Here is a 25,217-nt window from a genome sequence, read left to right on the forward strand (position 1 = left end):
GAGTTCCCGGTGTAGGTGTCGGTGGGGATGGGTGTGGTGAGGGTGAGGGCGGGCTGGGCGTCGTCGAGCATGTAGGTGATGCGGTCGGTGGGGTAGTCGGGGTCGATGGGGAGGTAGGCGGCGCCGGTTTTGAGGACGGCGAGCATGCTGGTGATGGCGTCCAGGGACTTGGGCAGGGCGATGGCTGCGAAGTCTTCGGCGCCGAGGCCTTGGGTGAGCAGGTGCCGGGCGAGCTGGTTGGCGCGTGCGTCGAGCTCGGCGTAGGTGAGGTGGGTGTCCTCGTGTACGACGGCGATGGTGTCGGGGGTGCGTTGTGCCTGCTGGGTGACGAGTTCGTGCAGGGGGGTGCCGGGGAGGTCGGTGCGGGTTCCGTTCCAGTCGACCAGTACCCGCTGCCGTTCGGCCGGGTCGAGGGTGTCGAGTCGGGCGAGGGGCTGGTCGGCGTCGGTGACCAGGGTCTCCAGCACCCGCACCATCCGGTCGGCCAGGGACCGGACCAGTTCCCCGGCGCAGACGTCCGCGCGGTAGTCCAGGCGCAGCCGCAGGTCGTCGTCCCGGGTGTGGGCCACGAGGTTGACGGCGAAGTCGGTGCTCTCGACCGCGTGGTAGCCGGCCACCCGTAGGCCGTCGAGCTGGCGGCTCGTCGTGTCGGCGCTCACCGGGTAGTTCTGGAAGACCATGGCGGTGTCGAAGAGTTCGCCGTGTCCGGCCCAGCGCTGGATGTCGGCCAGTCCGGCCCACTGGTGGTCCAGGAGGCGGGTCTGTTCGGCCTGGAGGCGGCGGAAGAAGCCGCTGACCGGTTCGGCGTGGTCGAGGCGGGCGCGGACCGGGAGGGTGTTGATGAACAGGCCGACCATCGACTCGACGCCGGGCAGCTCGGGCGGGCGGCCGGAGACGGTGGCGCCGAAGACGACGTCGTCGCGGCCGGTGGCCTGGGCCAGTGCCAGGGCCCAGGCGCCCTGCACCACCGTGTTCATGGTCACGCCCTGACCCCGCGCCCACGAAGCCAGGGCCGCGGCGGCGTCTCGGTCCAGGCCGAACGGGACGCTCAGGGGCGCCGAGTCGACCGGACGGACACCGGGGGCGAGCAGCGTGGGCTCGTCGAGTCCGGCCAGGGACTCCTGCCAGGCCGCCCGGGCCGCGTCCCGGTCGCGGGCGTCGAGCCAGGCGAGGTAGTCGCGGTAAGGACGGACCCGGGGAAGGCTCACGGGGTCGCCGCCGGAGACGTACAGCTCGGTCAGTTCCTGCCAGAGCAGGGGCATGGACCAGCCGTCGAGCAGGATGTGGTGGTTGGTCATCACCAGCCGGACCCGGTTCTCGGCGAGCCGGACGACCGTGAACCGCATCAGCGGAGGGGCGGTCAGGTCGAAGCGGCGTTCCCGGTCCTCGGCGGCGAGCCGCTCGGCCTCCGCGTGCCGTTCGTCCTCGGAGCGGCCGGACAGGTCGGACTCGCGCCAGTCCGGGTGGACGTCGGCGGGCACCACCTGCACCCACGTACCGGACGCGGTCTGCCGGAACCCGGCGCGCAGATTGGCGTGCCGCCGCAGCAGGGCCTGGGCGGCGGCCCGCATACGGGTGCCGTCGAACGGGCCCTCCAGGTCGAAGGCGAGCTGGCCCACGTAGACGTCGCGGGCGTCCTGGTCGTACAGGTTGAGGAAGAGGAAGCCCTCCTGGAGCGGAGCGAGCGGCAGGATGTCCTGGACGTCGGGGACGAGCCGTTCCAGGTGCTCGATCTCGTGCTGGCCGAGCGCCGCGTGCGCGATGTCGGAGGGGGTGAGGCCGCCCGTGCCGGGGCGCCGGGCCTCCTCGACGAGCCGGCGCAGCGTCCGGAACCACGCGTCGGCGAGCCGTTGGGCGTCCTCGGGCTCCAGCTCGGTCCGGGAGTAGGTCCACCGGGCCCGCAGCCGGGTACCGGTGGCGGTGTCCCGGGCGACGGCGTTGAGGTCCACGGGGTGGGCCAGCGGCATGGCCCCGTCGATGCCCGCGACGTCGCCGCCCTCGATGGTCCAGGGAGCCTCGTCGGCACCCTCCTGGCCGATCTGGCCGAGATAGTTGAAACCGAACTCGGGGACCGGGAGCGGGGCGAGGATTTCCCGGGTGCGGGGGTTGAGGTGACGCAGCAGGCCGTAGCCGATGCCGTCGCCCGGCACGGCACGGAGCTGCTCCTTGACGGCCTTCAGGGCCCGGACCGTCGACACGCCTTCGGCGGCGGAGGCGGCGGGCGGTGTCAGCCGGACGGGGTACATGGAGGTGAACCAGCCCGCGGTGCGGCTGAGTTCGGCGCCCGGGACCGCGTCCTCGTGCCGGCCGTGGCTCTCCAGGTCGACGACGACGGGAGCCGCGGCGGGGGCCGCGCTCTCCCCGGACCGGCCGTCGGCGCGGCCGTGCCGCCACTCGGTGACGGCCAGGGCGAAGGTGCTCAGGAGCACGTCGTTGATCGTCGCGTGGCAGGTACCGGGCACCCAGGTGAGCAGGGCTTCGGTGGTGTCCGCGTCGAGTTCGGCGGTGATCTCGCCCGCCTCGGCGTGGGTGTCCCGCACCGGGTCCACCCGGAGCGTGGGCGGGGTGTCGCCGAGCACCGCACGCCAGTGGCTCAGCTCCTCCTCGACGTGCGGTTGTCCGGCGAGGTCCGCGAGGGACAGCGCCCACCGCCGCCACGGCGTGCCCACCGGGGCGAGGGCGTCGCCCGCGTACGCGGCGGCCAGGTCGGGGATCAGGATGCGCCAGGTGACACCGTCCATGACCAGGTGGTTGGCGACCAGGACGAGCAGACCGTCCCGGGCGGCGCCCCGGTCGAGCCAGACGGCCTGGAGCATGCGGCCGTGCGCCGGAGCCAGGCGCGCGCGGGCCGCCCGCGCCTGTTCGGTGACCGCGGACCGTACGGCGGACTCGTCGAGCCCCACGGCGTCGTGGCGGACCAGGCAGTCGGCCACGGCCACGGAGCCCGGCTCGGGAATCTCGATCGTCCAGTCGCCGGCCACCCGCATGCGCAGCGCGTCGTGATGGTCGAGCACGGTCAGCAGGGCGGCGCCGAGCGCGTCGAAGTCGAGGGCGGCGGGCACCCGCAGGACCAGGGACTGGTTGAACTCGGCCATGTCGGAGCCGAGGCCGGCGAACCAGCCCATCATCGGGGTGCGCGGGGCCGGTCCGTACGCCGGGACGCCGGAGCCCTCCTCCTGCCGCTGCGGGCCGGGGCCCGACGCGGCCGACCGGGCGAGCAGCGCGGGCGTCTGGTGCTCGAAGACGTCCCGCACCGACAGGACCAGGCCCGCCGCGCGGGCACGGCCGACGAGCTGGATGGAGAGGATGCTGTCCCCGCCGAGGTCGAAGAAACCGTCGTCGACCCCGGCCGTCTCCACGCCGAGGACCTCGCCGAACAGCTCGCACAGCAGCTTCTCGCGCGGGTCGCGGGCGGCCCTTCCCGGCGTGCGGGTGGAGTAGTCGGGGGCGGGCAGTGCCTTGCGGTCCAGCTTGCCGTTGATCGTCAGCGGCAGCGCGTCCAGCACGACGAACGCCGTCGGGATCATGTGGTCGGGCAGGGTCTCGCGGAGTTCGGCGCGGAGTGCGGCGGTGTCCACGGTGTGACCGGGCTCGGGTACGACGTACGCCACGAGCCGCCGGTCGCCCGGCCGGTCCTCCCGTACGATCACGGCCGCCCGCGCCAGATGCGGGCGCTCGGTGATGACCGCCTCGATCTCGGTCGGCTCGATCCGCAGGCCGCGGATTTTGACCTGGGTGTCCACGCGCCCCAGGTACTCCAGCTCGCCGTCCGGCAGCCAGCGCACCAGGTCGCCGGTGCGGTAGAGGCGGCTGCCGGGAGCGCCGAAGGGGTTGGCCACGAACCGCTCCGAGGTCAGCGCGGCGCGGCCGTGGTAGCCGCGGGCCAGGTGCGGGCCGGCCGCGTACAGCTCGCCGGGCACGCCGGGCGGGACCGGGCGCAGCGCGGCGTCCAGCACGTAGACGGCGGTGTTGGTGACGGGGGAGCCGATGGGCGGGGTGAGGGGGCCGGACAGCGGCCCGCTCATGGTGGAGCAGACCGTGGTCTCGGTGGGACCGTAGGAGTTGAGCATCGTCCGGCCCGGGGACCAGCGTTCCACCAGCTCGGGCGGGATCGCCTCCGCGCCCACGACGAGGGTGAGACCGTCGGGCAGCAACCCCTCGGGCAGCAGCCCGAGCACGGAGGTCGTCAGGCTCAGGTGAGTCGCCCCGTGCCGGGTCGCCAGCTCGGCCAGCTCCGGCCCGGGCGTGGTCTCCTGCGGCGCCACGACCAGGGCGGCGCCGGTGAGCAGGCCCATCGCCAGCTCCCAGAACGACGCGTCGAAGCTCGGGGAGAGATGCTGCAGGACCTTGCCGCCCGGTCCGGCCGCGCAGTCGCGGGTGAAGATGTCGACCAGGCCCGGCAGTCCGGTGTGGGTGACGACGACGCCCTTGGGCCGGCCCGTGGTCCCCGACGTGTAGATCATGTACGCCGGGTGCTCCGGACGCAGCGGAGCCGGCCGGTCCGCGTCGGTGACGTCGTGACCGGGCAGGGCGGCGAGGGCCGTCGCGGCCCGGGCGTCGTCGAGCAGGAGGACGGGCGTCGCCGTGTCCGGGAGCCCGGCCGCGAGGGCGGACGTGGTGACGACGAGCGTGGGCGCCGCGTCCTGGACGAGGTGGGTGATCCGCTCGGCGGGGTAGGCCGGGTCGACGGGCAGGTACGCCGCGCCCGCCTTGAACGCGGCGAGCGCGGAGACGACCAGGTCGGCGGAGCGGGGCAGGGCCACCGCGACGAACCGCTCCGGGCCCGCGCCCAGTTCGAGGAAGCGGCGGGCCAGCCGATTCGCCCGCTCGTTCAGTTCACCGTAGGTCAGGGTCAGCTCGCCGAACTCGACCGCGAGGTGGTCCGGGCGCTCGGCGGCGTGCTCCTCGACGTAGTCGGCGAAGGTCCGGTCCACCGGCTCGCGTGCCGTGTCGTTCCACTCGACCAGGACACGGTCCAGCTCCCGGCGGCTGAGGACGTCGACGGCGCCGATGCGTCGCCCGGGAGCGGCGACCAGGGCGTCCAGGAGCCGTAGGAAGCGCTCCACCAGGGAGGCGACCGTGCCCTCGTCGAACAGGTCCGTGCTGTACTCGGCCGCGCCCACCAGGCCGGCGGGGGCGCCCTCCCGGTCGTGGTGCTCGGCGAGTTCGAGGGCGAGGTCCAGCTTGGCGACACCGGTCGTGACGTCCAGCAGGTGCACGCCGAGGCCGGTGGTGGCGAGCGCGGCGAGCGCGTCCTGCTGGGTGGTGTCCAGGCTCAGCAGCACCTGGAAGAGCGGGTTGTGGGAGAGCGACCTGGTCGGGGAGAGGACGTCCACCAGGTGCTCGAACGGCAGGTCCTGGTGGTCGTAGGCGGCCAGGTCGGTCTCCCGCACCCGGTCCAGCAGCTCCAGGAAGGTGGGGTCGCCACTGGTGTCGGTGCGCAGCACCAGGGTGTTGACGAAGAAGCCGACGACCTGGTCGACGGCGTCGTCGCCGCGGCCCGCCACGGGTGTGCCCAGGGGGATGTCGTCACCCGCGCCCAGCCGGGTCAGCAGGGCGGCCAGCGCCGCCTGGAGCACCATGAAGACGCTGGTGCGGGACTTCCTGGCCAGCTCGGCCACACCCTGGTGCAGCGGTGCCGGGACGGTCAGCGGGACCCGTGCGCCGCGGTGCGAGGCGACGGCCGGCAGCGGCCGGTCCGCGGGCAGCTCCAGCCGGTCGGGCAGTCCGGCCAGGGCCTGCTTCCAGTGGGCGAGCTGCCGGCCGGCCGGGCTGGTGCCGTCGGAGGCGTCCCCGAGCGAGGCGCGCTGCCACAGTGTGAAGTCCGCGTACTGCACGGGCAGCGGCGCCCAGTCGGGGGCGCGGCCGGTCGTGCGGGCCGTGTAGGCGGTGGCCAGGTCGCGGATCAGCGGTCCGAGGGACCATCCGTCGCCGGCGATGTGGTGGACCATCAGCAGCAGCACGTGCTCGTCCGGGCCGAGCCGGAACAGCTCCGCCCGGACCGGGATGTCGGTCCGCAGGTCGAAGCAGTGCCGGGCGGACTCCTCGAGCCGCTGCCCGAGCCGGTCCTCGGTGCTGTCGGTGACCGGCAGTTCGAAGCGCACACCGGCCGCGTCCAGCACGGTCTGCCGGGCGCCCCGCTCGTCCTCCGTGAAGACGGTCCGCAGGCTTTCGTGGCGCACGACGACGTCCTGGAACGCGGCGCGCAGCGCCTCCGGGACGAGTGCGCCGGTCAGCCGCAGCGCGCCGGTGATGTTGTAGGTCGGTGAGGGGCCCTCGAGCTGGTGCAGGAACCACAGCCGCTGCTGGGCGTACGACAGGGGCAGCCGGTCCGGGCGCGCGCCGGCCGTCAGCGGCGTACCGGCGTGCTCCGCACCTTCGAGGGCGGCGGAGAGCCCGGCGACGGTGGGCGTCTCGAAGAGCCGCCGCACGGACAGCTCGACCCCCAGGGTGCTGCGGATCCGGCCCGCCAGCCTGGTCGCGAGCAGGGAGTGGCCGCCGAGGTCGAAGAAGCTGTCGTCGATGGTCAGCCGGGGCACCCCGAGCACCTCGGCGAACAGGGAGCACAGGATGTCCTCCCGCGGGCCGCGCGGTGCGCGTCCCGTGACCTGCCCGGAGAGGGCGGGGGCGGGCAGCGCCTTGCCGTCGAGCTTGCCGTTGGGCGTCAGCGGCAGGACGTCCAGGGTGACGAACGCCGACGGCAGCATGTGGTCGGGCAGCTGGGCGGCGGCGTGGTCGTGCAGGGCGCGAGCGGTCGTGTCGGCGCCGGTCACCACGTAGGCGACGAGCCGCGGGTCGCCCTGGACGTCCTCGCGGGCCACCACGGCCACGTCGTCGACGGCGGGGTGGGCGGCGAGCACGGCCTCGATCTCGCCGAGCTCGATCCGGAACCCGCGGATCTTCACCTGCTGGTCGGCGCGGCCCAGGTAGTCGAGGCCGCCGTCGGCGCGGCGCCTGGCCAGGTCGCCCGTGCGGTACATGCGGCTGCCGTGCTCGCCGAAGAGCGGGGCGAACGGGTCGGCGGGGAAGCGGTCCGCGGTGAGCGCGGGGCGCCCCAGGTAGCCGCGGGCCAGGCCCGCGCCGGCGACGTACATCTCCCCGGTGACCCCGGGCGGCGTGGGGCGCAGCCGGTCGTCGAGGACGTAGACGCGCAGGTCGGGGATGTTGACGCCGATGGTGCTCGCCGCCGCGGCCGCCGCGGTGGCCCGGTCCAGGGGGAAGTGCGAGACGTGGACCGTGGTCTCGGTGATGCCGTACATGTTGACCAGGGCCGGCGCGTCCTCGGCGTGCCGCTCGTACCAGTCCGCGAGCCGGGACAGGTCGAGGGCCTCGCCGCCGAACACGACGGTGCGCAGGGTGAGGTCGGCGGGTCGTTCGCGGTCGGCGGTGGCCAGTTGGCGGAACGCCGACGGCGTCTGGTTCAGGACGGTGACCCGTTCCCGCGCGAGGAGGTCCAGGAACGCGGCGGGGTCCCGGCTGACCTCGTGCGGCACGACGACGAGCCGGCCGCCGTGCAGCAGCGGTCCCCACAGTTCCCACACCGAGAAGTCGAACGCGTACGAGTGGAAGAGGGTCCACACGTCCCGCTCGTCGAAGCCGAACCACCGCTCGGTGGCGGAGAAGAGCCGCACGACGTTGCCGTGCGGCACGCTCACGCCCTTGGGGCGGCCCGTGGACCCCGAGGTGTAGATGACGTACGCGGTGTCCCGCGGGTCGAGCGGCCGGACCCGCTCGCTCTGCGCCAGGTCGGTCGCGGGGAACGCGCCCGTCCCGTCGCCCGCCGGTTCCGCCGGGGCGCCGAGGACGATGCGGGGCACCTCGTGGTCGGGCAGCCGTCCGGCGGTGGCGCGGTCGGTGAGCAGGGCCGCGGGCGCGGAGTCGGACAGCGCGTGGGCGAGCCGGTCGGCCGGGTAGCCGGGATCGAGCGGTACGTAGGCGGCGCCCGACTTGACCACGGCGAGCAGCGCCACGACCAGTTCGGCCGAGCGGGGCAGGGCGAGGGCGACCAGCGCGTCGGGGCCGATCCCGCGGGCGGTGAGGAGCCGGGCGAGGCGGTTGGCACGCGCGTTGAGCTCGGCGTAGGACAGCGAGGTGCCCTCGAAGGTCAGCGCGGTGCGGTCGGCGTGCCGGGCGGCCTGCCGTTCGAACAGCTCGGGCAGCGTGGCCGTGACGGGCTCGGGCGGGGCGGTGCCGGGGCCGGGCCGGTTGGCCGCCACGAGCAGGTCGCGGTGCTCACCGGGGACGAGGACGTCGACGTCCCCGAGGCGTACGCCGGGGTCCGCGGCGACCTCCGTGAGCAGGCGCAGCAGCCGCTCGGTGAGGGTGCGGACGGTGCCGGTGTCGAACAGCTCGGTGCTGTACTCCACCGCGAGGTCCAGCCCGGCCTGCCCGCCGTCCGCGTCCCGTCGCTCGTCGAAGGCGAAGACGAGGTCGAACCTGGACAGGCCGGTGTGCACGGGCACGAGCGACGTGCCGACCCCGGGCAGCCGGCCCAGTTCGCCCAGCGCGTCCTGCTGGGTGGTGTCGAAGGTCAGCATCACCTGGAACAGCGGGTGGTGGGACGTGGCGCGGTCCGGGTTGACGGCCTCGACGAGCCGCTCGAAGGGCACGTCCTGGTGGGCGTAGGCGGCCAGGTCCCGCTCGCGGACCCGGCCGAGCAGCTCCCGGAAGGTCGGGTCGCCGCCGGTGTCCGTGCGCAGTACGAGCGTGTTGACGAAGAACCCGACCAGGTTCTCCACCGCCGCGTCGGTGCGTCCCGCGATGGTGGAGCCGATCGGTATGTCCTCGCCCGCGCCGAGCCGGGTCAGCAGCCCCGCGAGCGCGGCCTGGAGCACCATGAACACACTGGTCCGGGTCTCGGTGGCCAGCGCGGCCAGCGAGCGGTGCAGGCCGGCGGGCACGGACAGGTCGAGGCGGGCGCCCGAGTTGTCGCGGCGCACCGGACGCGGCCGGTCGGTGGGCAGTTCCAGGCGTTCCGGCAGGCCGGCCAGCGCCTCGCGCCAGTGGGCGAGTTGCCGGGCGCCCTCGCTGTCGTCGTCCCCGTCGGCGCCGAGCAGTTCCCGCTGCCAGAGCGTGTAGTCGGCGTACTGCACCGGCGGCGGCGCCCAGTCGGGAGCCGCGCCGCCGAGCCGGGCGGCGTAGGCGGTGCCCAGGTCACGGGCGAGGGGGGCCAGCGACCAGCCGTCGCCGGCGATGTGGTGCAGCACGAGGAGCAGGACGTGCTCGTCCGGCGCCACCCGCAGCAGGGTGGCGCGCAGCGGCACGTCCCGGGCCAGGTCGAAGGTGTGGCGGGCCAGTCGGGCGAGGTCCCCGGCCAGCCGGTCCGGTCCGCTGTCGAGCGTCTCCAGGCGGAGCGTCGCCCGCCGGGCCGGCAGGATCACCTGGTGCGGGCCGTGCTCGTCCTCGGCGAAGACCGTGCGCAGGCTCTCGTGCCGGGCCACGACGTCACCGACGGCCGCCAACAGCGCGGCGTCGTCCACCGGGCCGGTCAGCCGCAGCGCGGCCGGGATGTTGTACAGCGGCGAGGGGCCCTCGTACTGGTGGATGAACCACAGTCGCCGCTGTGCGAAGGAGAGCGGCAGGCGGTCGGGGCGCTGCCGGGGGGCGACCGCCGGGCGGGCCCCTCCGGTCTCCTCCAGGCAGGGCACGAGCTCGGCCACGGTCGGCGACTCGAAGATCCGCTGGATCGGCACCTCCGCGCCGACGGCGGAGCGGATACGGCTGATCAGCCGGGTGGCGAGCAGGGAGTGGCCGCCCAGTTCGAAGAAGCTGTCGTCGACGCCGATCCCGTCCACCCCGAGGACCTCGGCGAAGAGGGCGCACAGCAGCTCCTCGCGCGGGGTGCGCGGGGCCCGGCCGCCGGACCGCTCGGCCCGGTCGGGTGCGGGCAGGGCCCGGCGGTCCAGCTTGCCGTTCGGAGTGACCGGAAGCCGGGGCAGGGTGACGAAGGCCGAGGGCACCATGTAGCCGGGCAGCAGCTCGCGCAGGCGGGCGGCGAGCGCGGCGGCGGCGGCCGAGGCGCCGGGTGCGGGCACGGTGTAGGCGACGAGGCGCTGGTCGCCGGGCCGGTCCTCGCGCAGCAGCACGGCGGCCTGTCCGACCTCCGGCTGCCGGACGAGCGCCGCCTCGATCTCGCCGAGTTCGATGCGGAAGCCGCGCAGTTTGACCTGGTGGTCGGCGCGGCCGAGGTAGTCGAGGCTGCCGTCGTGGTTCCAGCGCGCGAGGTCGCCCGTGCGGTACATCCGGCTGCCCGGCGCGCCGTACGGGTCGGCGGTGAAGCGTTCGGCGCTGAGGCCGGGGCGGCCCAGGTAGCCGCGGGCGAGCTGCACACCGGCGATGTACAGCTCGCCGGGCGTACCGGCGGGGACCGGGCGCAGTGCGGCGTCGAGCACGTACATCCGGGTGTTCCACACCGGGCGGCCGATCGGCACCGGTCCGTCGCCCGAGTCCTCGGAGCACGGCCAGTACGTCACGTCGACGGCCGCCTCCGTGGGCCCGTACAGGTTGTGCAGCGGTACGTCCGACACGTCCCGGAACCGCGCGCGCAGCTCGGCGGAGAGGGCCTCGCCGCTGCAGAAGACGCGGCGCAGACCCGGCAGCGAGGCCGCGGCGGGCTCCCGCAGGAACACGTCGAGCATCGACGGCACGAAGTGCAGGGTGGTGACGCCCTCGCGCCGGACGGTGTCGGCGAGGTAGGCCGGGTCCAGATGCCCCTCGGGCCGGGCGACGACCAGCGTGGCGCCCTGGAGGAGGGGCCAGAAGAACTCCCACACGGACACGTCGAAGCCGGAGGGGGTCTTCTGCAGCACCCGGTCCGAGGAGTCGAGGCCGTAGGTGTCCTGCATCCAGGCCAGGCGGTTCACGATCGCCCGGTGGGAGACCACCACGCCCTTGGGGCGGCCGGTGGACCCCGACGTGTAGATGACGTAGGCGGGGTGGTGGGGGCCGGGCGCCGTCGCCGGTACGGGCGTTCCGGCCCCCGGTACGGGCGGTCCGGCCGTGGGCGCGGTCGTCGCGGCCTCCGGCGCGGTCGCGGTGTGCTCCGGAGCGGGCGCGGGGGCGGCCGGCCCGTCGAGGACTAGGCGGGGCGTGCCGTCCTGCGGCAGCCGCTCCTCGGTGTCCCGCGTGGTCAGCACGAGCATCGCGCCCGCGTCCCGCAGGATGTGCGCGATCCGGTCGGCCGGATAGCCGGGGTCGACGGGGACGTACGCCGCACCCGCCCTCAGCACCGCGAGCAGCGCCACGACCAGCTCCGCGGACCGGGGCACGGCGACCGCGACGAACCGTTCCGGTCCCGCTCCCCGGGAGGTCAGCGCGGCGGCCAGCTCCTCGGCGCGGGCGTCCAGCTCGGCGTACGTCAGCGAGGTGCCCTCGAACACGACGGCCTCGTGCCCGGGGGTGCGGGCGGCCTGCGCGGCGAGCAGTTCGGGCAGTGTCGCGTCCGGCACCTCGTGCGCGGTGTCGTTCCACTCGGTGAGGACGCGGTGCCGCTCGTCCGGCGTGAGCAGCGCGACCCCGTCGAGCGGGGCGGCGGGGTCGGCCGCCAGGTCCGCCAGGAACCGGACGAAGCGTTCCTGCAACAGGGCCAGGTCCCGGGCGCCGTACACCTGCGGGTTGCCCTCGAAGTCGACGCGGAGACCGTCCTCGGGGGTGCCGGTCAGCACGAAGTTCAGGTCTGCCGTCGGGCCCGAACTGATGCTGCGCATCAGGCCGACGGGGCCGCCGAAGTCGACCGGCCTGATGTAGGGCATGACGTTGACCGTGGGGCCGGTCACGCCCGAGCCGCCGAGTTCCCGGTTCAGGTCCTCGCCGCGGTAACGGCTGTGCGCCATGAGGCCGCTCATGGCCTCGGTCACCGTCTCGACCACGCGGGCGAAGGACTCGCCGGGGCGCACGGTCAGCCGCAGCGGCAGCCGGTTGGAGACCATGCCGGGCGTGACCCGGGCGTTGGCGCCGTAGCGGCCGGTGACCGGCACGGACACCACGATGTCCTGGGCGCCCGTCATCCGGTGCAGGAAGGCGCCCACGCCGGCGATCACCACGCGCGCCCAGTGCGAGCCGGTCGCCTCGGCGGCCCGGCCGAGTACCGCCGTGCGCTCCGGACCGAGGGTCAGGCTCATCACGGTCGGGGCGAGGACCCGCGCGCTGCCCCGGCCGGTGAGGGAGACGGGCTCGGGCCGGTCGGTGAACAGGCCGGTCCAGTAGGCGCGGTCCCGGTCGTGCCGCGCCGAGGAACGGTAGGCCTCCTCGGCCGCGACCATCCGGTCCGTGTCCCCGAAGGAGCCCGCGGGCACCTCGCGGCCGTCCCGCAGCGCGCGGTACACCTCGGCCAGCCGCTCGTAGAACAGGGCCATGCTGGTGCCGTCGATCACGATGTGGTGGACGCCCAGGTAGTACATGTGCCGGCCCGCGCCGAGCGTGAACAGCGCGTGGCTGCTGAGGCCGGGCCGGTCCAGGGCGACCGGGGTCGCGCGGTCCCGCTCCATCCAGTGGAGCGCCTCCGCCTCGGGGTCCTCGTGCCCGGTGAGGTCGATGTGCCGCAGCAGCACGGGCGTGTACGGCACCCCGTCCGGTCCCTCGGTGGCGTGCGAACCCTCCGGCGCGAGGGGGCAGTAGGCGCGGTACGGGTGCCCCTGCTCGTCGGTCAGGAAGCGGGAGCAGAGGGTCTCCGTCTCGGCCATGGTGTGCCGCAGGGCGGCGCTCAGCAGCGCGTGGTCCAGCGGCCCGTCGATCTCCAGGCAGGAGCCGGTCTTGTAGTGCGTGCCGCGCGGATCCAGCTGCTGCGCGAGCCACACCTCGTGCTGAGCACTGGTCAGACCGTGCCGAACGGACGAGATCTCAGACACCTGTCTCCTCACCATCCTCCGCCGGAACCCCCGGCCTTGCAGCGGCGCGCAGAAAAACAAACAAAGTGCTGCCTGGACTGCATTCAATTAAGGGCGAACTGGGACGCTAGCAAGGCTTCGACGGGATGGTCAATATAGTTATCCGAGCGGATAAGTGCAGGTGGGGGGCTTGATAACAAGCTGATAGCGAGGTTATACGGGCTATTTGTAGAGTGTTGCCACGCGCATTTCCCATTGCTGTCGGAGAATTCTGGAGCCGCTTCCAGGCGGGCGTTCCCGTATTTCTCCCCTCATTCATTGGAGAGCCGCCATGCCGCCCAGTGCCATCGCGTACGCCGAGCTGTACGTCGCGGACGACCGGGACGCCTCCGGCTTCCTCATCGACAGCCTCGGCTTCGTGCCCCTGGCCGTGGCGGGCCCCGCCACCGGTACGCACGACCGCCGGTCCACCGCGCTGCGCAGCGGAGAGGTCACCCTCGTGGTCACCCAGGCGCTCCAGCCGGACACCCCGGTCGCCCAGTACGTCGAGCGGCACGGCGACTCCATCGCCGACCTCGCCCTCGGCTGCGACGACGTCGCGTCCTGCTTCGACCGCGCCGTGCTCGCCGGTGCCGCCGTGCTGCAGTCGCCGACCCCCTCCCACCGGGCCGGCCAGGACACGTGGTTCGCCGCGGTCTCCGGCTTCGGGGACGTCCGGCACACCCTGGTCGCCAACACCGGGGGCGGCGTGGGGCAGCTGCCGCCCGACCGGGAGTGGGCGCTCCTGCCGACCGCCGCGGACACGGCGGGGCCCCGGCCCTTCCTCGACCACGTCGCCGTCTGCCTGGAGGCCGGCACGCTGCGCCGCACCGCGGAGTTCTACGAGGCGGCCTTCGACATGCCCTACTACTCCTCCGAGTACATCGAGGTGGGCGAGCAGGCGATGGACTCCATCGTCGTGCGCAACGACGGGGGCGGCATCACGTTCACCCTCATCGAGCCCGACGACACCCGGGTGCCGGGGCAGATCAACCAGTTCCTGAGCGCCCACGACGGCCCGGGAGTCCAGCACCTGGCCTTCCTGGTGGACGACATCGTCGAGTCGGTCCGCTCGCTCGGCGACCGCGGCGTGGCCTTCCTGCGCACGCCCGGCGCCTACTACGACCTGCTCACCGAGCGGGTCGGCGGCATGGCCGACGCCATCGGCGACCTGCGCGAGACCCAGGTCCTCGCGGACCGCGACGAGTGGGGCTACCTGCTGCAGATCTTCACCCGCTCGCCCTACCCGCGCGGCACGCTCTTCTACGAGTACATCCAGCGCAACGGCGCTCGCGGCTTCGGCAGTTCGAACATCAAGGCGCTGTACGAGGCCGTCGAGAGGGAGCGGGAAGTGGCCGGCCGATGACGCCCGCCCCCCAGCGGCTCGACGAGGCACCCCCCGGCCACCCGGCGACCGCGGCCCCCGGGGGACCGGCACGACCGGGCCCCGCGCCGACGGGCCCCGCGTCGACGGGCCCCGCGCCGACGGGCTCCGCTCCGGCGGAGCCCGCGCTCTCGGGCCCCGGGCTCTCGGGCCCCGCGCTCTCGGGCCCCGCGCTCTCGGGCCCCGCGTCCTCGGGCCCCGCGCTCTCGGGCCCCGCGTCCTCGGGCCCCGCGTCTTCGAAACCCGGCCCGGAGCCGCTCACGCTCGATGACTTCGCCGCGCTCGCGAGGCGGGAACTGCCGTACGACGTATGGGACTTCATCGCGGGCGGCGCCGGGCGGGAGCGGACGCTCGCCGCGAACGAGGCCGTCTTCGGCACCGTGCGGCTGCGTCCCAGGGCGCTGCCCGGCATAGCCGAACCGGACACCTCCGTGGAGGTGCTCGGCTCCCGGTGGGCGGCTCCGGTCGGCATCGCACCGGTGGCCTACCACGCACTCGCCCACCCGGACGGCGAGCCGGCGACCGCCGCCGCCGCGGGCCGGCTCGGACTGCCGCTCGTCGTCAGCACGTTCGCGAGTCGCCGTCTCGAAGAGGTGGCACACGCGGCGAGCGCACCGCTGTGGCTGCAGCTGTACTTCTTCCGCGACCACGAGACCACCTTCGCCCTGGCCCGCCGGGCCCGCGACAGCGGCTACCAGGCCCTGGTGCTCACCGTCGACACGCCCTTCACCGGCCGCCGGCTGCGTGATCTGCGCAACGGCTTCGCGGTCCCCGCCCACATCTCCCCGGCCAACCTGACCGGTTCGGCGGCAGCCGGAAGCGCGACACCCGGAGCGCACAGCAGGCTGGCCTTCGATCCCTGCCTGGACTGGTCCGTCGTGGCACGGCTGCGTGCGGAGAGCGGACTCCCGGTGCTCGCCAAGGGCGTCCTCACCGGCGCGGACGCCGAGGCCGCGGTACGGGCGGGTGTGGCGGGCGTCATCGTCTCCAACCACGGCGGACGCCAACTCGACGGCGCACCGGCCACCCTGGAGGCGCTCCCCGAGGTGGTGTCCGCCGTGCGCGGCCGCTGTCCGGTCCTCCTGGACGGCGGCATCCGGACCGGCGCCGACATCGTGGCCGCGCTGGCCCTCGGCGCGCGCGCAGTGTTCGTTGGCCGGCCCGCGCTGTACGCGCTCGCGGCCGGTGGCGGCGCGGGCGTGCACCGGATGCTCTCCCTGCTGACCGCCGAGTTCGCCGACACCATGGTGCTCACCGGCCACGGCTCGCCCCGCACGATCGGCGCGGACACCCTCGTACCGCCGGAGGCCGGTCCGCCGTACCACGGCCTGCCGCACTCCGGCCCGCCCACCGTGCCGCGCACGGCGCCGTACACAGACAGGAGCCTCGGATGACGACCACCCCAGCCGGCGTGGACCGGGACGGCGTGCTGCCGCGGGCCGCCCTGCACCCCAGCCTCTCCGCCCCGCTGCTCGACACGATGACCTTCCTCAACGAGGTCACCCTCCGCTACCCGCAGGCGATCTCCTTCGCCCCGGGGCGGCCGTACGAGGGGGACTTCGACGTCGCGAGCGTCCCCGGGCTCATCGAGACGTACCTCGACCACCTCCGCGAACGCGGCCACTCCGAGGAACGCGTCCGCACGGCGCTCTACCAGTACGGCGAGACCGCGGGACAGATCAGGGACCTCGTCGCGGGCATGCTCGGCATCGACGAGGACATGACGGTCGACCCCGCGTCCGTGGTCGTGACGGTCGGCTGCCAGGAGGCCGTCCTGCTCACGCTCCGCGCGCTGTTCACCGGCCCCGACGACGTGCTCCTCGTCGACAGCCCCTCGTACGTCGGCATCACCGGCGCGGCGAGCCTGCTGGACATCCCCGTGGTGCCGGTGCCCGGCACCCCGAACGGGCCGAGCCCGGCAGGGCTCGAACGCACCGTCCGGGAGATCGAGGCGGGCGGCCGGCGGGCCAGGGCCCTGTACGTCGTGCCCGACTGCTCCAACCCGACCGGCGTCAGCATGCCCCGCGAGGACCGCACCGCCCTGCTCGACGCCGCGGGCCGGCTGGGGCTGCTGCTCCTGGAGGACAACCCCTACGGCGTGTTCAGCTCGGTGCGGCGTCCCACGCTCAAGTCCCTGGACACCGACCGGCGCGTCATCTACCTCGGCTCCTTCGCGAAGACCGCCTTCCCGGGCGCCCGGGTCGGCTTCGTCGTCGCCGACCAGCTGGTCCAGGGCGCGGACGGCCGGCCGCCCGGGCTGCTCGCCGACGAACTGGCCAAGGTCAAGAGCATGGTCACCGTCAACACCTCCAGCCTGAGCCAGGCCGCGGTCGCCGGACTGCTCCTGCGCAACGGCGGTGGCCTGCGGGCGGCGAACGAGGCCTCGGCCCGCCACTACCAGTCCACGATGAGGTGTCTGCGAGAGTCCCTCGCCGCCGCACTGCCGCCCGGGACACCGGAGTCGGCCGGGGTGCGGTGGAACGACCCCGACGGCGGGTTCTTCCTGACGCTCGACGTGCCGTTCGACGCGGACGAGGCCGCGCTGGACGTCTCGGCGGAGAAGTACGGCGTCATCTGGACGCCGATGCGCCACTTCCACCTGGACGACGCGGGCGACCGGCAGATCCGGCTCTCCTGCAGCTACCTCACCACCGGCCAGGTGGCCGAGGGAGCGGCGCGGCTGGCCCGGTTCATCAAGAACCAGGCACCCGCCTGACCGCCCGGCGGGCACCAGGGGCCCGCCCGGCCGGACCGGGCGGGCCGCGCCAGGCCCTTACCGCCCTTACCGCCCGCACCGCCCTCACAAGCCCGCACGCGCCCGCAGGCACGGCCTCGGGCACGCCCGCAGGCACGGCCTCGGGCACGTCCGCAAGCACGGCCTCGGGCACGCCCTTACGCGTGCCCGGCTCTAACGGCCGAGATCACCGTCCTTCACCAGGCCCGCCTCGTAGGCGATGATCGCCGCCTGCACCCTGTTGCGGACCTCCAACTGCGTGAAGATCGCGCTGACATACGTCTTGATCGTGCCCTCCACCAGGTGCAGGCGCTCGGCGATCTCCGCGTTCGAAAGGCCGGCCCCCAGCATGCCGAGAACCTCCTGCTCCCGCTTGGTCAGCAGGGTCGTGCGCTCCCCCGACACCTCCGAGCGCGGCGAGGGAGCCCGGCGCAGCTCGGTCATCAGCCGGCGCGCGACCAGCGGGGAGAGGCAGGAGCCCCCGGACGCCACGGCCCGTACCCCGGAGATCAGGTCCCGCGGGTCGGACGCCTTGAGCAGGAAGCCGGCCACCCCCTGGTCGAGGGCCCGCTCGATGTACTTGTCCTCGCCGAAGGTGGTGAGGACGACGACCGCCGTGTCCGGGTTGGTGTTCCGCAGCTCACCCGCGGCCGTCAGGCCGTCCATCTCCGGCATCCTGATGTCCAGCAGTGCCACGTCGGGGCGGTGCTTGCGGGCCAGTTCGACCGCTTCACGCCCGTCGGACGCCTCGGCGACCACCTCGATGTCCGGCTCGGTGGTCAGGATGGAGCGGACCCCGGCCCTGATGATGGTCTCGTCGTCGGCGAGCAGTACGCGAATCATGCGTTCCTTCCCTGGAGTTCAGAGCGTGTCCTTGGCCGTCAGGACATCATTCTCGAAGCACAACCGGTACATCGTGTCGGTGAAGTCGAGGAGGCTGGAACTCGCCCGGTAGTACTCGCACGCGGCGCCGGCCGGAACGGGCGGCTCCGAGGTGACCGGCGGCGGTTTCCTGATCCGCCGCGCCGGCAGCACCGGCGCCAGCTCCGCACGGGTCTCGCCGATCCGGATACGGGCGTAGTCCTCGGGAGCGACCGAGGTGGTCGCCGAGGTGAAGACGTAGAGCCCCACGAGGAACGCCACGATGGCGGCGCCGAGCACCACCGGTATCAGGGCGGCCCGCCGGGCGTCCCGCCTGAGCCGTGCCCTGGTCCGCAGCAGCGCGGCCCGCGACGCGCTCCGCCACGGCGCGGGATGCGCGGTGAGGGCGCCGTCGGCCGCCGGTCCGGCACCGTCCTCAGGGACGCCCGGGCCGGTGACCGGGCCGGACACGGCCCCGGTGCCGGCCCCGGTCCCGGTCCCGGTGCCGGCGCCGGTGTCGTCGCCCTCGTCGGAGTGCGGTCCGGGGGCGCCGGGACCGGGCGGCCCGGCGGACCTGGACGGCGCGGAGGCCGTGAACGGCAGCCGCGCCCTGACCTCGAAGCCACCGGACCGAGGGCCCGTCCGCAGGGTGCCCCCCGCGAGACGGACCCGCTCGTCGAGCCCGATCAGCCCGGAACCGCTGCCCACCGCGGACGCCGCGTCCCGGTCCTGCTCCGGCCGCTCGTTGACGACCGACACCACGGTCTCGTCCGCCGTGTGCGTCACCCGTACGGTGATCGGGGCGCCCGGCGCGTGCTTGGCCGCGTTGGTCAGCGCCTCCTGCACCACCCGGTAGGCCGCGAGGTCGGACAGCAGCGGCGTACCGAGCCGGGCCGGCGCCGCGTCCTCGTGGAACTCCACCGGCGTGCCCGACTGCTGGAACCGGCGCACGAGCTGGGCGATCGACTCGTGAGCGGGAGTCAGCGACGGTGTGGGGTCCTCCCGCAGCAGGCCGATCACCTCGTGCAGCCGCTCGGTGGCCATGGTGCACCGCTCCCGCAACTGGCCGACGGATTCGCGGTGCTGCTCCGACAGGCCGGGGGCCAGCTCCAGCCCGCCGGCGAGCAGGGCCATCACGCTCAGCTCGTGACCGAGGGAGTCGTGGATGTCCTGGGCGATCCGGGCCCGCTCCTTGAGCCGGACCTGGTCGGCGATGTAGCGCTGCCGCCACTCCAACTGCTCGGCGTGCTCCCAGCCCGCGTGCGCCAGCGCGGTGCGCTGGCTCCACCAGTTGCCCGCCCACCAGGGCAGGACACAGGCGATGAACTCGGTCATCAGCAGGCTCAGCCAGTCCTTGGTGTCGGCGAAGACGCCGACCATGAGGAGTCCGGCCGCCGCGACGCAGAGGAACACCAGGTGCGCGGGCCAGAGCCGGGTCAGTCTGCGGCCCGCGAGACAGCTGAGTACCGCGGCCGCCATGGTCGGCCACAGGCTCGCACCGAACCACGGGTAGAAGAGGGTGAGCAGCGCCGCGAACAGCAGGGACAGCAGCGGCGCCGTGCGCCGCACCACCACCGCGGCCGTGATGACCACCCAAGCGGTCAGCCAGCTGACCGGCGTGGTCACGAGCGCCTCCATGCTGAGCGCGGAGGGCGCGAGCAGCACCAGCAGCAGCACCAGGTCACCGCGCCGGGCGAAGGGCCGTTCGGAGCCCAGGACCCGCAGGTGCGATTCGGTTCGTCGGCGCACGGCCTGCCATCGGTGCATTCCAGCACGCTACAAGAGGGCGCACCGCCTCCGGACCTGCCGAAAGTCGAATGCGGTCGTTGCCGATCGCCAGATGTCTCCGGCCCGCCGGCTCCCTAGCGTTGAGGACGTGACTTTGGAAGGAGCCACCAGGCGATGATCACTTTGGACCGGCTGACCAAGCGGTACGGCGACAAGACGGCCGTCTCGGACCTCTCGTTCGAGATCAACCCGGGAAAGGTCACGGGATTCCTCGGCCCGAACGGCGCGGGGAAGTCGACCACCATGCGCATGATCGTCGGTCTGGACGCACCGACGTCCGGACGAGCACTGGTGGGGGGCAAGAAGTACGAGGAACTGCGGCACCCCCTGCGTGAGGTCGGCGCGCTGCTCGACGCGCGCGCGGGCCACCCCGGCCGCTCGGCCCACGCGCACCTGCTGGGCCTCGCCCGCAGCAACGGCATCCCGGCATCCAGGGTCGACGAGGTCCTGGAGACCGTCGGCCTGACCGAGGTGGCGAAGAAGCGCATCGGCTCCTTCTCCCTCGGCATGGGCCAGCGGCTCGGGATCGCCGCGGCGCTGCTCGGCGATCCGAAGGTGCTGCTCTTCGACGAGCCGGTCAACGGACTCGACCCGGACGGCGTGCGCTGGGTCCGTGAACTGATGCGTTCCCTGGCCGCGGAGGGCAGGACGATCTTCGTCTCCAGCCACTTGATGAGCGAGATGCAGGAAACCGCCGACCACCTCCTGGTCATCGGCCGCGGAAAGATCATCGCCGATGCGCCGATCGAAGAGGTCATCGCGGGCAGCTCGCTGACCGCCGTCCGGGTCCGGACCCCGCAGCCCGACGTGCTCAGGCGGGAACTGATGGAGTTCGGCCTCAGGATCGAGCCGGACGCGACCTCCTCGCCCGAAGAATTGCTCGTCGTCGGCGGAACCCTGGAGGAGATCGGCGACCTGGCGTTCCGGCACCGCGTCCCCATCCACGAACTGAGCATGCGCAAGGCCAGCCTGGAACAGGCGTACATGGAACTCACCGCGGCGAGTGTGGAGTACGGCTCTCCCGCGCTCTCCCAGGTCACCGAAGCCCCGGACCACCAGAAGGCGTAACTGGATATGACTACTACCACCGTCCCCAAGCTCGTGGGCCCCGTCAAAGGCGGCGGCTTCAAGGGCGCCGTCGCGTTCGAGTGGACGAAGTTCTGGAGCGTCCGGGCCACCTGGTGGAACCTCGCCGTCGGCCTGCTGCTCACCGTGGGCTTCGCCGCCATGGTCGGCGCGTCGGCCGACGCCAGTGCGCAGAAGGGCGTCGACGTCACGATGCCCGCCCCGCACCACGCGTCGCAGGCCTTCCTCATCTCCCAGCTGACCGTGGTGGTGCTGGCCACCCTTGCCCTCACCAGCGAGTACTCCAGCGGTTCCATCCGCACCACGCTCCAGAGCGTCCCCGCCCGCGGCCGGATGCTCCGGTCCAAGACGCTGGTCGTCATGGCCGTCGTGGTCGCCGCCGGTTTCGTCTTCAGCGCGCTCGGCACCCTGGTGGCGGCGCCCCTGATGGGCGACTACGGCGCCTACTCGGGAGGCGAGTTCCTCGGTACCGCGCTCGGCGCGGGGGCCTACCTCTCCCTCCTCGCCGTGATGTCCATCGGTCTCGGCACGGTCCTGCGCAGCGCCGCCGGCACCATCACGACCATGATCATGGTGCTGCTGGCGCTGCCGCAGCTGATGGGCGTCATCGGCGCCAAGTGGCTGGAGACCGCCTCGGACTACATGCCCAGCGTGGCCGGCACCGTGCTGCTGACGCAGGACACCGACCCCTACGGCGCCGGGACCGCGCTGGTGGTGCTCGTGCTGTGGGCGCTCGCCGCGTACGTCGCCGGCTCCGCGGTGCTGCGCCGGCGCGATGCCTAGGGATGTCGTCACGACACCCCTGGCGTCCGTGAGCCGGCCGGGCCCTGGCGCACCGGTCCCTTCTCCGAAGGCCCGCGCCCGTCCCGGCGGGCCACTCCGAAGCCCCGTACGGCACCCGTGCCGCACGGGGCTTTCGAGCGCGACGAACCGGTGGCCGCGGCGGCCCGGCGCGGGTGCGCGACCGCGTGGACGTGTGCGTCAACTGTGGGCCTGAACAGCCGCGTTGGGCGCGACGGAGGCGGGTGGCGCGCGCACGGCGTCGATGGTGCCGAACGCGATAGCGGGGCGATAAGGGGCCCATAGCGGGTCTCGCCAAGGTGGGTGTGCCGCATCCCCCACCCCGCCTTGGAGGCCGTCCCATGAGTCGCACCACGACCAAGACCACCCTCGCCGCCCTCGGATCGGTGCTCGCGCTCGGCATTGCCGCCGCCCCCGCGCAGGCGGCTCCCGCGGACAAGGCGCAGGTGCTCTCCTCCTTCACCCAGACCAGCGCGTCCAGCCAGAACGCGTGGCTCGCGGCACAGCGGAACCAGGCCGACTGGGCGGCCTACGGGTTCGACTGGACGACCGACCACTGCACGCAGGCGCCCAACAACCCGTTCGGCTTCCCGTTCGAGAACGCCTGTGCTCGCCACGACTTCGGCTACCGCAACTACAAGGCGGTGGGGCAGTTCGACGCCAACAAGAGCCGCGTCGACAGCGCCTTCTACGAGGACATGAAGCGCGTCTGCGTCAACTACACCGGCGAGAAGAACACGGCCTGCAACAGCACCGCTTGGACGTACTACCAGGCCGTCAAGATCTTCGGCTGACGAGCCTCGCGGACCGGCACCCCGCGGGGGCCGGTCCGCGCCCTGCCGGACCGGGGCCGAGCCGAGGAGAGGAAGACGCATGCGCAGCGCCGTCATCGTGGGCGCGGGGGTGATCGGCCGCTCCGTGGGGCTCGCACTGCGGCGGCACGGCGTGACCACGTACCTGATCGACGCCGACCCCGAGGCGGCGCTGGCCGGCGAACGGTGCGGGGCCGGTTTCGCCGCACGCCCCCCGCAGCAGGCCGACATCGCGGTGATCGCGGTGCCGCCCGCCCAGGTCGCGCCGGTCATCGCCGAGCACCAGAAGCTCGGCACGGCGCGCTGCTACACCGATGTCTCCGGCGTCAAGGTCCGGCTGCACCGTGAGGTCCAGGCCTACGGCTGCGACCTGTCCTCGCTGGTCAGCGGCGCTCCCGTGGTCGGCGGGGGAGAGGGGCCGCGCCAGGCCCGGGCCGACTTCTTCGAGGGCAGGCCCTGGGCCCTCACGCCGACCGAGGCCACCGGGAACCTCGCCCTCAACTGCGCACTGGAACTGGTCGCGCTGTGCGGGGCGGTGTCGGTGCTGCTGGACCCCGAGGCCCACGACCGGGCCGTCGCCCTCGTCTCGCACGCCCCGCACCTCGTCGCGAGCCTCGTCGCCGCCCGGCTGCTCGGCGGGGACGAGTCGGCCGTACGACTGGCCGGTCAGGACCTGCGCGACGTCACCAGGACCGCCGACGGCAATCCCGAGCACTGGGCGGAGATCCTCACCGCCAACGCCGGGCCCGTCGCCGACCAGTTGGACGACTGGGCGGCCGAGGCACAGGCCGTGGCGCGCGAACTGCGGGACGCCGCGCGGTCCGGGGACGCCACCGGGCCGGTCCGGCTGCGGGAGACCCTGCGCTTCGGTGTGGCGGGACGGGCCCGCATCCGGGAACCGGACGTGCCGCGGTCCTGAGGCCCCGGAACGACGCGCCCCCCATCGGACCGAGACACCCCCGATCGGACCGGGACACCACCGATCGGACCGAAACACCACCGCTCGGACCGAGACACCCCCGATCGGACCGAAACACCACCGCTCCGACCGGGACACCACCGATGGAAAGGACCCGACCATGCGTGGAATCCTGCGCGCCGCGGCCGTCACCGCGGCGCTCGGCGCGACCGCACTGCTCCCGACCACGGCGGCCTCCGCCGCTCCCACCGCGACCGCGGCGCCCGTCTGCGTCACGGACAGTGAAGTCACGGACTGGGGCAAGGGCGAGATCACCGCCTGTGCCGAGGACGGCCGGGCACGGGTGACCGGCTACGTCGAGGACCTGCAGCCCGGCGGCCCCTTCACGGGAGGGGACAGCGGCTGCGTGGCCTGGTCGATCAACTGGGAGACCGCCTCAGGAGACACCAGGAGCACCAGCCACATGGCCTGCCCCCACTTCCCGGGCGGTGAGGCGTATGTCGAGTTCGACTACGACCCGACCGAGCCGGAGCACGGCCCGAAAGACGTCACGGGTGTGCTGGACACGCGGCTCAGCAGGGTGTTCATGTGACGACCCTGCCGAAGGAAAGGGAAACGCGGCGCGGCGGATGACAAAAGTCCAGGCATGAAACCGGCCGGTCATGGATATCGCGGCCACATGCTGACGACCATGGTCATGAATACGCCGACGGTGCTTTCACCTCGCGTTTCCCGCTCCTAACGTGATCAGCGTTCAGTACTTCCCGACGAATTGAGCGCTGATGCTGAAGGTGTCCGGAGCGGGACGTCCGGTGCGTCGATGTGCCGCCCTCGTGGCGGCCGTGCTGCTGGCGGTCGTGCCCGCCGCCGCGGACGGGCGGAGCATGGCCGCCGCGGCGGGCGAACGGGCCGCGTGGACCGCGCCGGCCCTGCCCGCCCTGCCCCCGCCGACCGGTGCCCGGCCGGTCGGCCTGCGGACGATGGAACTGCGCGACACCTCCCGGCGCGACCCCTGGGACCCCGCCCGGTTCCGGGAGCTGACGGTGTCGCTCTGGTACCCGGCGCTGCCCTCGAGCGCGCCGCGGGCCCGCTACGTCACGGCGCGGGAGTCGGAGATGATCCTGCGCTTCCACCGCGTCGAGGGCGTGCCCGCCGATCTGCTCAGCCGTACCCGCGTCCACGCGCGCCTGGCCCCGCCGCCGCTGCCCGCGCCCCCGCACGGCCTGCCCCTCGTGCTGCTGTCGCCGGGCTTCACACTGCCCCGGTCGTCCCTGACCGGGCTCGCCGAGGAACTCGCGAGCAGGGGATACGCCGTGGCGGCGGTCGACCACGCCTACGAGGCCGCGGCCATCGGCCACCCCGACGGCCGCGTGACGGGCTGCCTGGCCTGCGAACGGAGCCCGGACGGCGTACGGGTCGCCACCACCCGCGCCGTCGACCTCGGCTTCGTGCGGCAGCGGCTGGTCCGGTCCTCCGGGGCCCGGGGGCTCCCGCGGCTGGACCCGTCGCGCGTCGCGCTGGTCGGCCATTCCATGGGCGGTGCCGCCGCGTTCGAGGCACTGCGCACCGATCCCGGCTTCGCGGCCGCGGTGAACCTGGACGGCACCGTCCACACGACCGGACGGAGCACGCTGGACCGGCCGTTCCTGCTGCTCGGCTCGGGCGAGCACGGCCGCCCGGGCGCCGACGTGTCCTGGGAGGGGGCCTGGCGGGACCTGTCCGGCCCGCGCCGCTGGTTCTCGGTGCGCGGCGCGGGACACCTGTCCTTCACCGACTACGCCCCGCTGCTGGAGCGGACCGGCATGGCGGGCCAGGAGGTCACCCTCGACTCGGGAGACGCCGGCCGGATCACCCGTGAACTGGTCGCGGCCTTTCTCGACGAGCGGCTGCGACACCTCGGACCGCGCCTCGACACGGCCGCCCGGCAGCTCCCGGAGGTCGTCGTCCACGGCCGCTGAGCATCCGCCGG

12 protein-coding genes are annotated in these 25,217 nt (G+C 73.6%); 9 read left to right on the forward strand and 3 right to left on the reverse strand.

Annotation, left to right across the window (positions count from 1 at the left end):
- Positions 1-12,845: amino acid adenylation domain-containing protein (locus ACZ4V1_RS19500; RefSeq protein ID WP_468337343.1), on the reverse strand; the 12,845-nt coding region annotated here is incomplete at its 3' end.
- Positions 12,846-13,155: 310 nt separating this feature from the next.
- Between ACZ4V1_RS19500 and hppD the strand changes: the two genes are divergently transcribed.
- The 3 genes from hppD to ACZ4V1_RS19515 are packed head-to-tail and all read left to right on the forward strand — an operon-like array spanning position 13,156 to position 16,963.
- Positions 13,156-14,229, forward strand: coding sequence for a 4-hydroxyphenylpyruvate dioxygenase (gene hppD, locus ACZ4V1_RS19505; protein WP_468337346.1), 1,074 nt, complete (start codon positions 13,156-13,158; stop codon positions 14,227-14,229).
- The gene (locus tag ACZ4V1_RS19510; RefSeq protein ID WP_468337349.1) at positions 14,226-15,641 is read left to right on the forward strand and encodes an alpha-hydroxy acid oxidase; all 1,416 of its coding nucleotides are present in this window, start codon (positions 14,226-14,228) and stop codon (positions 15,639-15,641) included. The genes hppD and ACZ4V1_RS19510 overlap by 4 nt, the downstream gene beginning before the upstream one ends.
- A complete protein-coding gene (locus ACZ4V1_RS19515; RefSeq protein ID WP_468337352.1) occupies positions 15,638-16,963 on the forward strand; it encodes an aminotransferase-like domain-containing protein in 1,326 nt (441 codons plus the stop codon). Before ACZ4V1_RS19510 ends, ACZ4V1_RS19515 begins: the two co-directional genes overlap by 4 nt.
- A 192-nt stretch (positions 16,964-17,155) precedes the next feature.
- Here ACZ4V1_RS19515 and absA2 read toward each other — a convergent pair whose 3' ends face one another.
- Positions 17,156-17,824 carry a two component system response regulator gene (gene absA2, locus ACZ4V1_RS19520; RefSeq protein ID WP_468337355.1) on the reverse strand — a complete coding sequence of 223 codons (669 nt, stop codon included), beginning with the start codon at positions 17,822-17,824 and terminating at the stop codon, positions 17,156-17,158.
- Between the two features lie 18 nt (positions 17,825-17,842).
- Positions 17,843-19,609 (reverse strand): sensor histidine kinase, encoded by a 1,767-nt coding sequence (locus ACZ4V1_RS19525; protein ID WP_468337358.1) that lies wholly within the window; start codon positions 19,607-19,609, stop codon positions 17,843-17,845.
- 135 nt (positions 19,610-19,744) lie between these two features.
- Here ACZ4V1_RS19525 and ACZ4V1_RS19530 point away from each other — a divergent pair, with 135 nt between their 5' ends.
- From ACZ4V1_RS19530 to ACZ4V1_RS19555, 6 genes are all read left to right on the forward strand, one after another.
- Positions 19,745-20,698, forward strand: a complete 954-nt coding sequence (locus ACZ4V1_RS19530) for an ABC transporter ATP-binding protein (RefSeq protein WP_468337360.1) — start codon at positions 19,745-19,747, stop codon at positions 20,696-20,698.
- A 6-nt stretch (positions 20,699-20,704) separates the two neighbouring features.
- The gene (locus tag ACZ4V1_RS19535; protein ID WP_468337363.1) at positions 20,705-21,499 is read left to right on the forward strand and encodes an ABC-2 transporter permease; all 795 of its coding nucleotides are present in this window, start codon (positions 20,705-20,707) and stop codon (positions 21,497-21,499) included.
- A 359-nt stretch (positions 21,500-21,858) separates the two neighbouring features.
- Positions 21,859-22,311, forward strand: coding sequence for a phospholipase (locus tag ACZ4V1_RS19540; protein WP_468337366.1), 453 nt, complete (start codon positions 21,859-21,861; stop codon positions 22,309-22,311).
- Between the two features lie 79 nt (positions 22,312-22,390).
- Positions 22,391-23,248, forward strand: coding sequence for a prephenate dehydrogenase (locus ACZ4V1_RS19545; protein ID WP_468337369.1), 858 nt, complete (start codon positions 22,391-22,393; stop codon positions 23,246-23,248).
- 160 nt (positions 23,249-23,408) lie between these two features.
- Entirely contained in the window at positions 23,409-23,840 is a 432-nt protein-coding gene (locus ACZ4V1_RS19550) for a hypothetical protein (RefSeq protein WP_468337372.1), read from the forward strand.
- A gap of 190 nt (positions 23,841-24,030) precedes the next feature.
- Positions 24,031-25,206, forward strand: a complete 1,176-nt coding sequence (locus ACZ4V1_RS19555) for an alpha/beta hydrolase family protein (RefSeq protein ID WP_468337375.1) — start codon at positions 24,031-24,033, stop codon at positions 25,204-25,206.
- The last annotated feature ends 11 nt before the right edge of the window (positions 25,207-25,217 follow it).

The sequence above is a fragment of the Streptomyces sp. NPDC028991 genome (assembly GCF_055564775.1).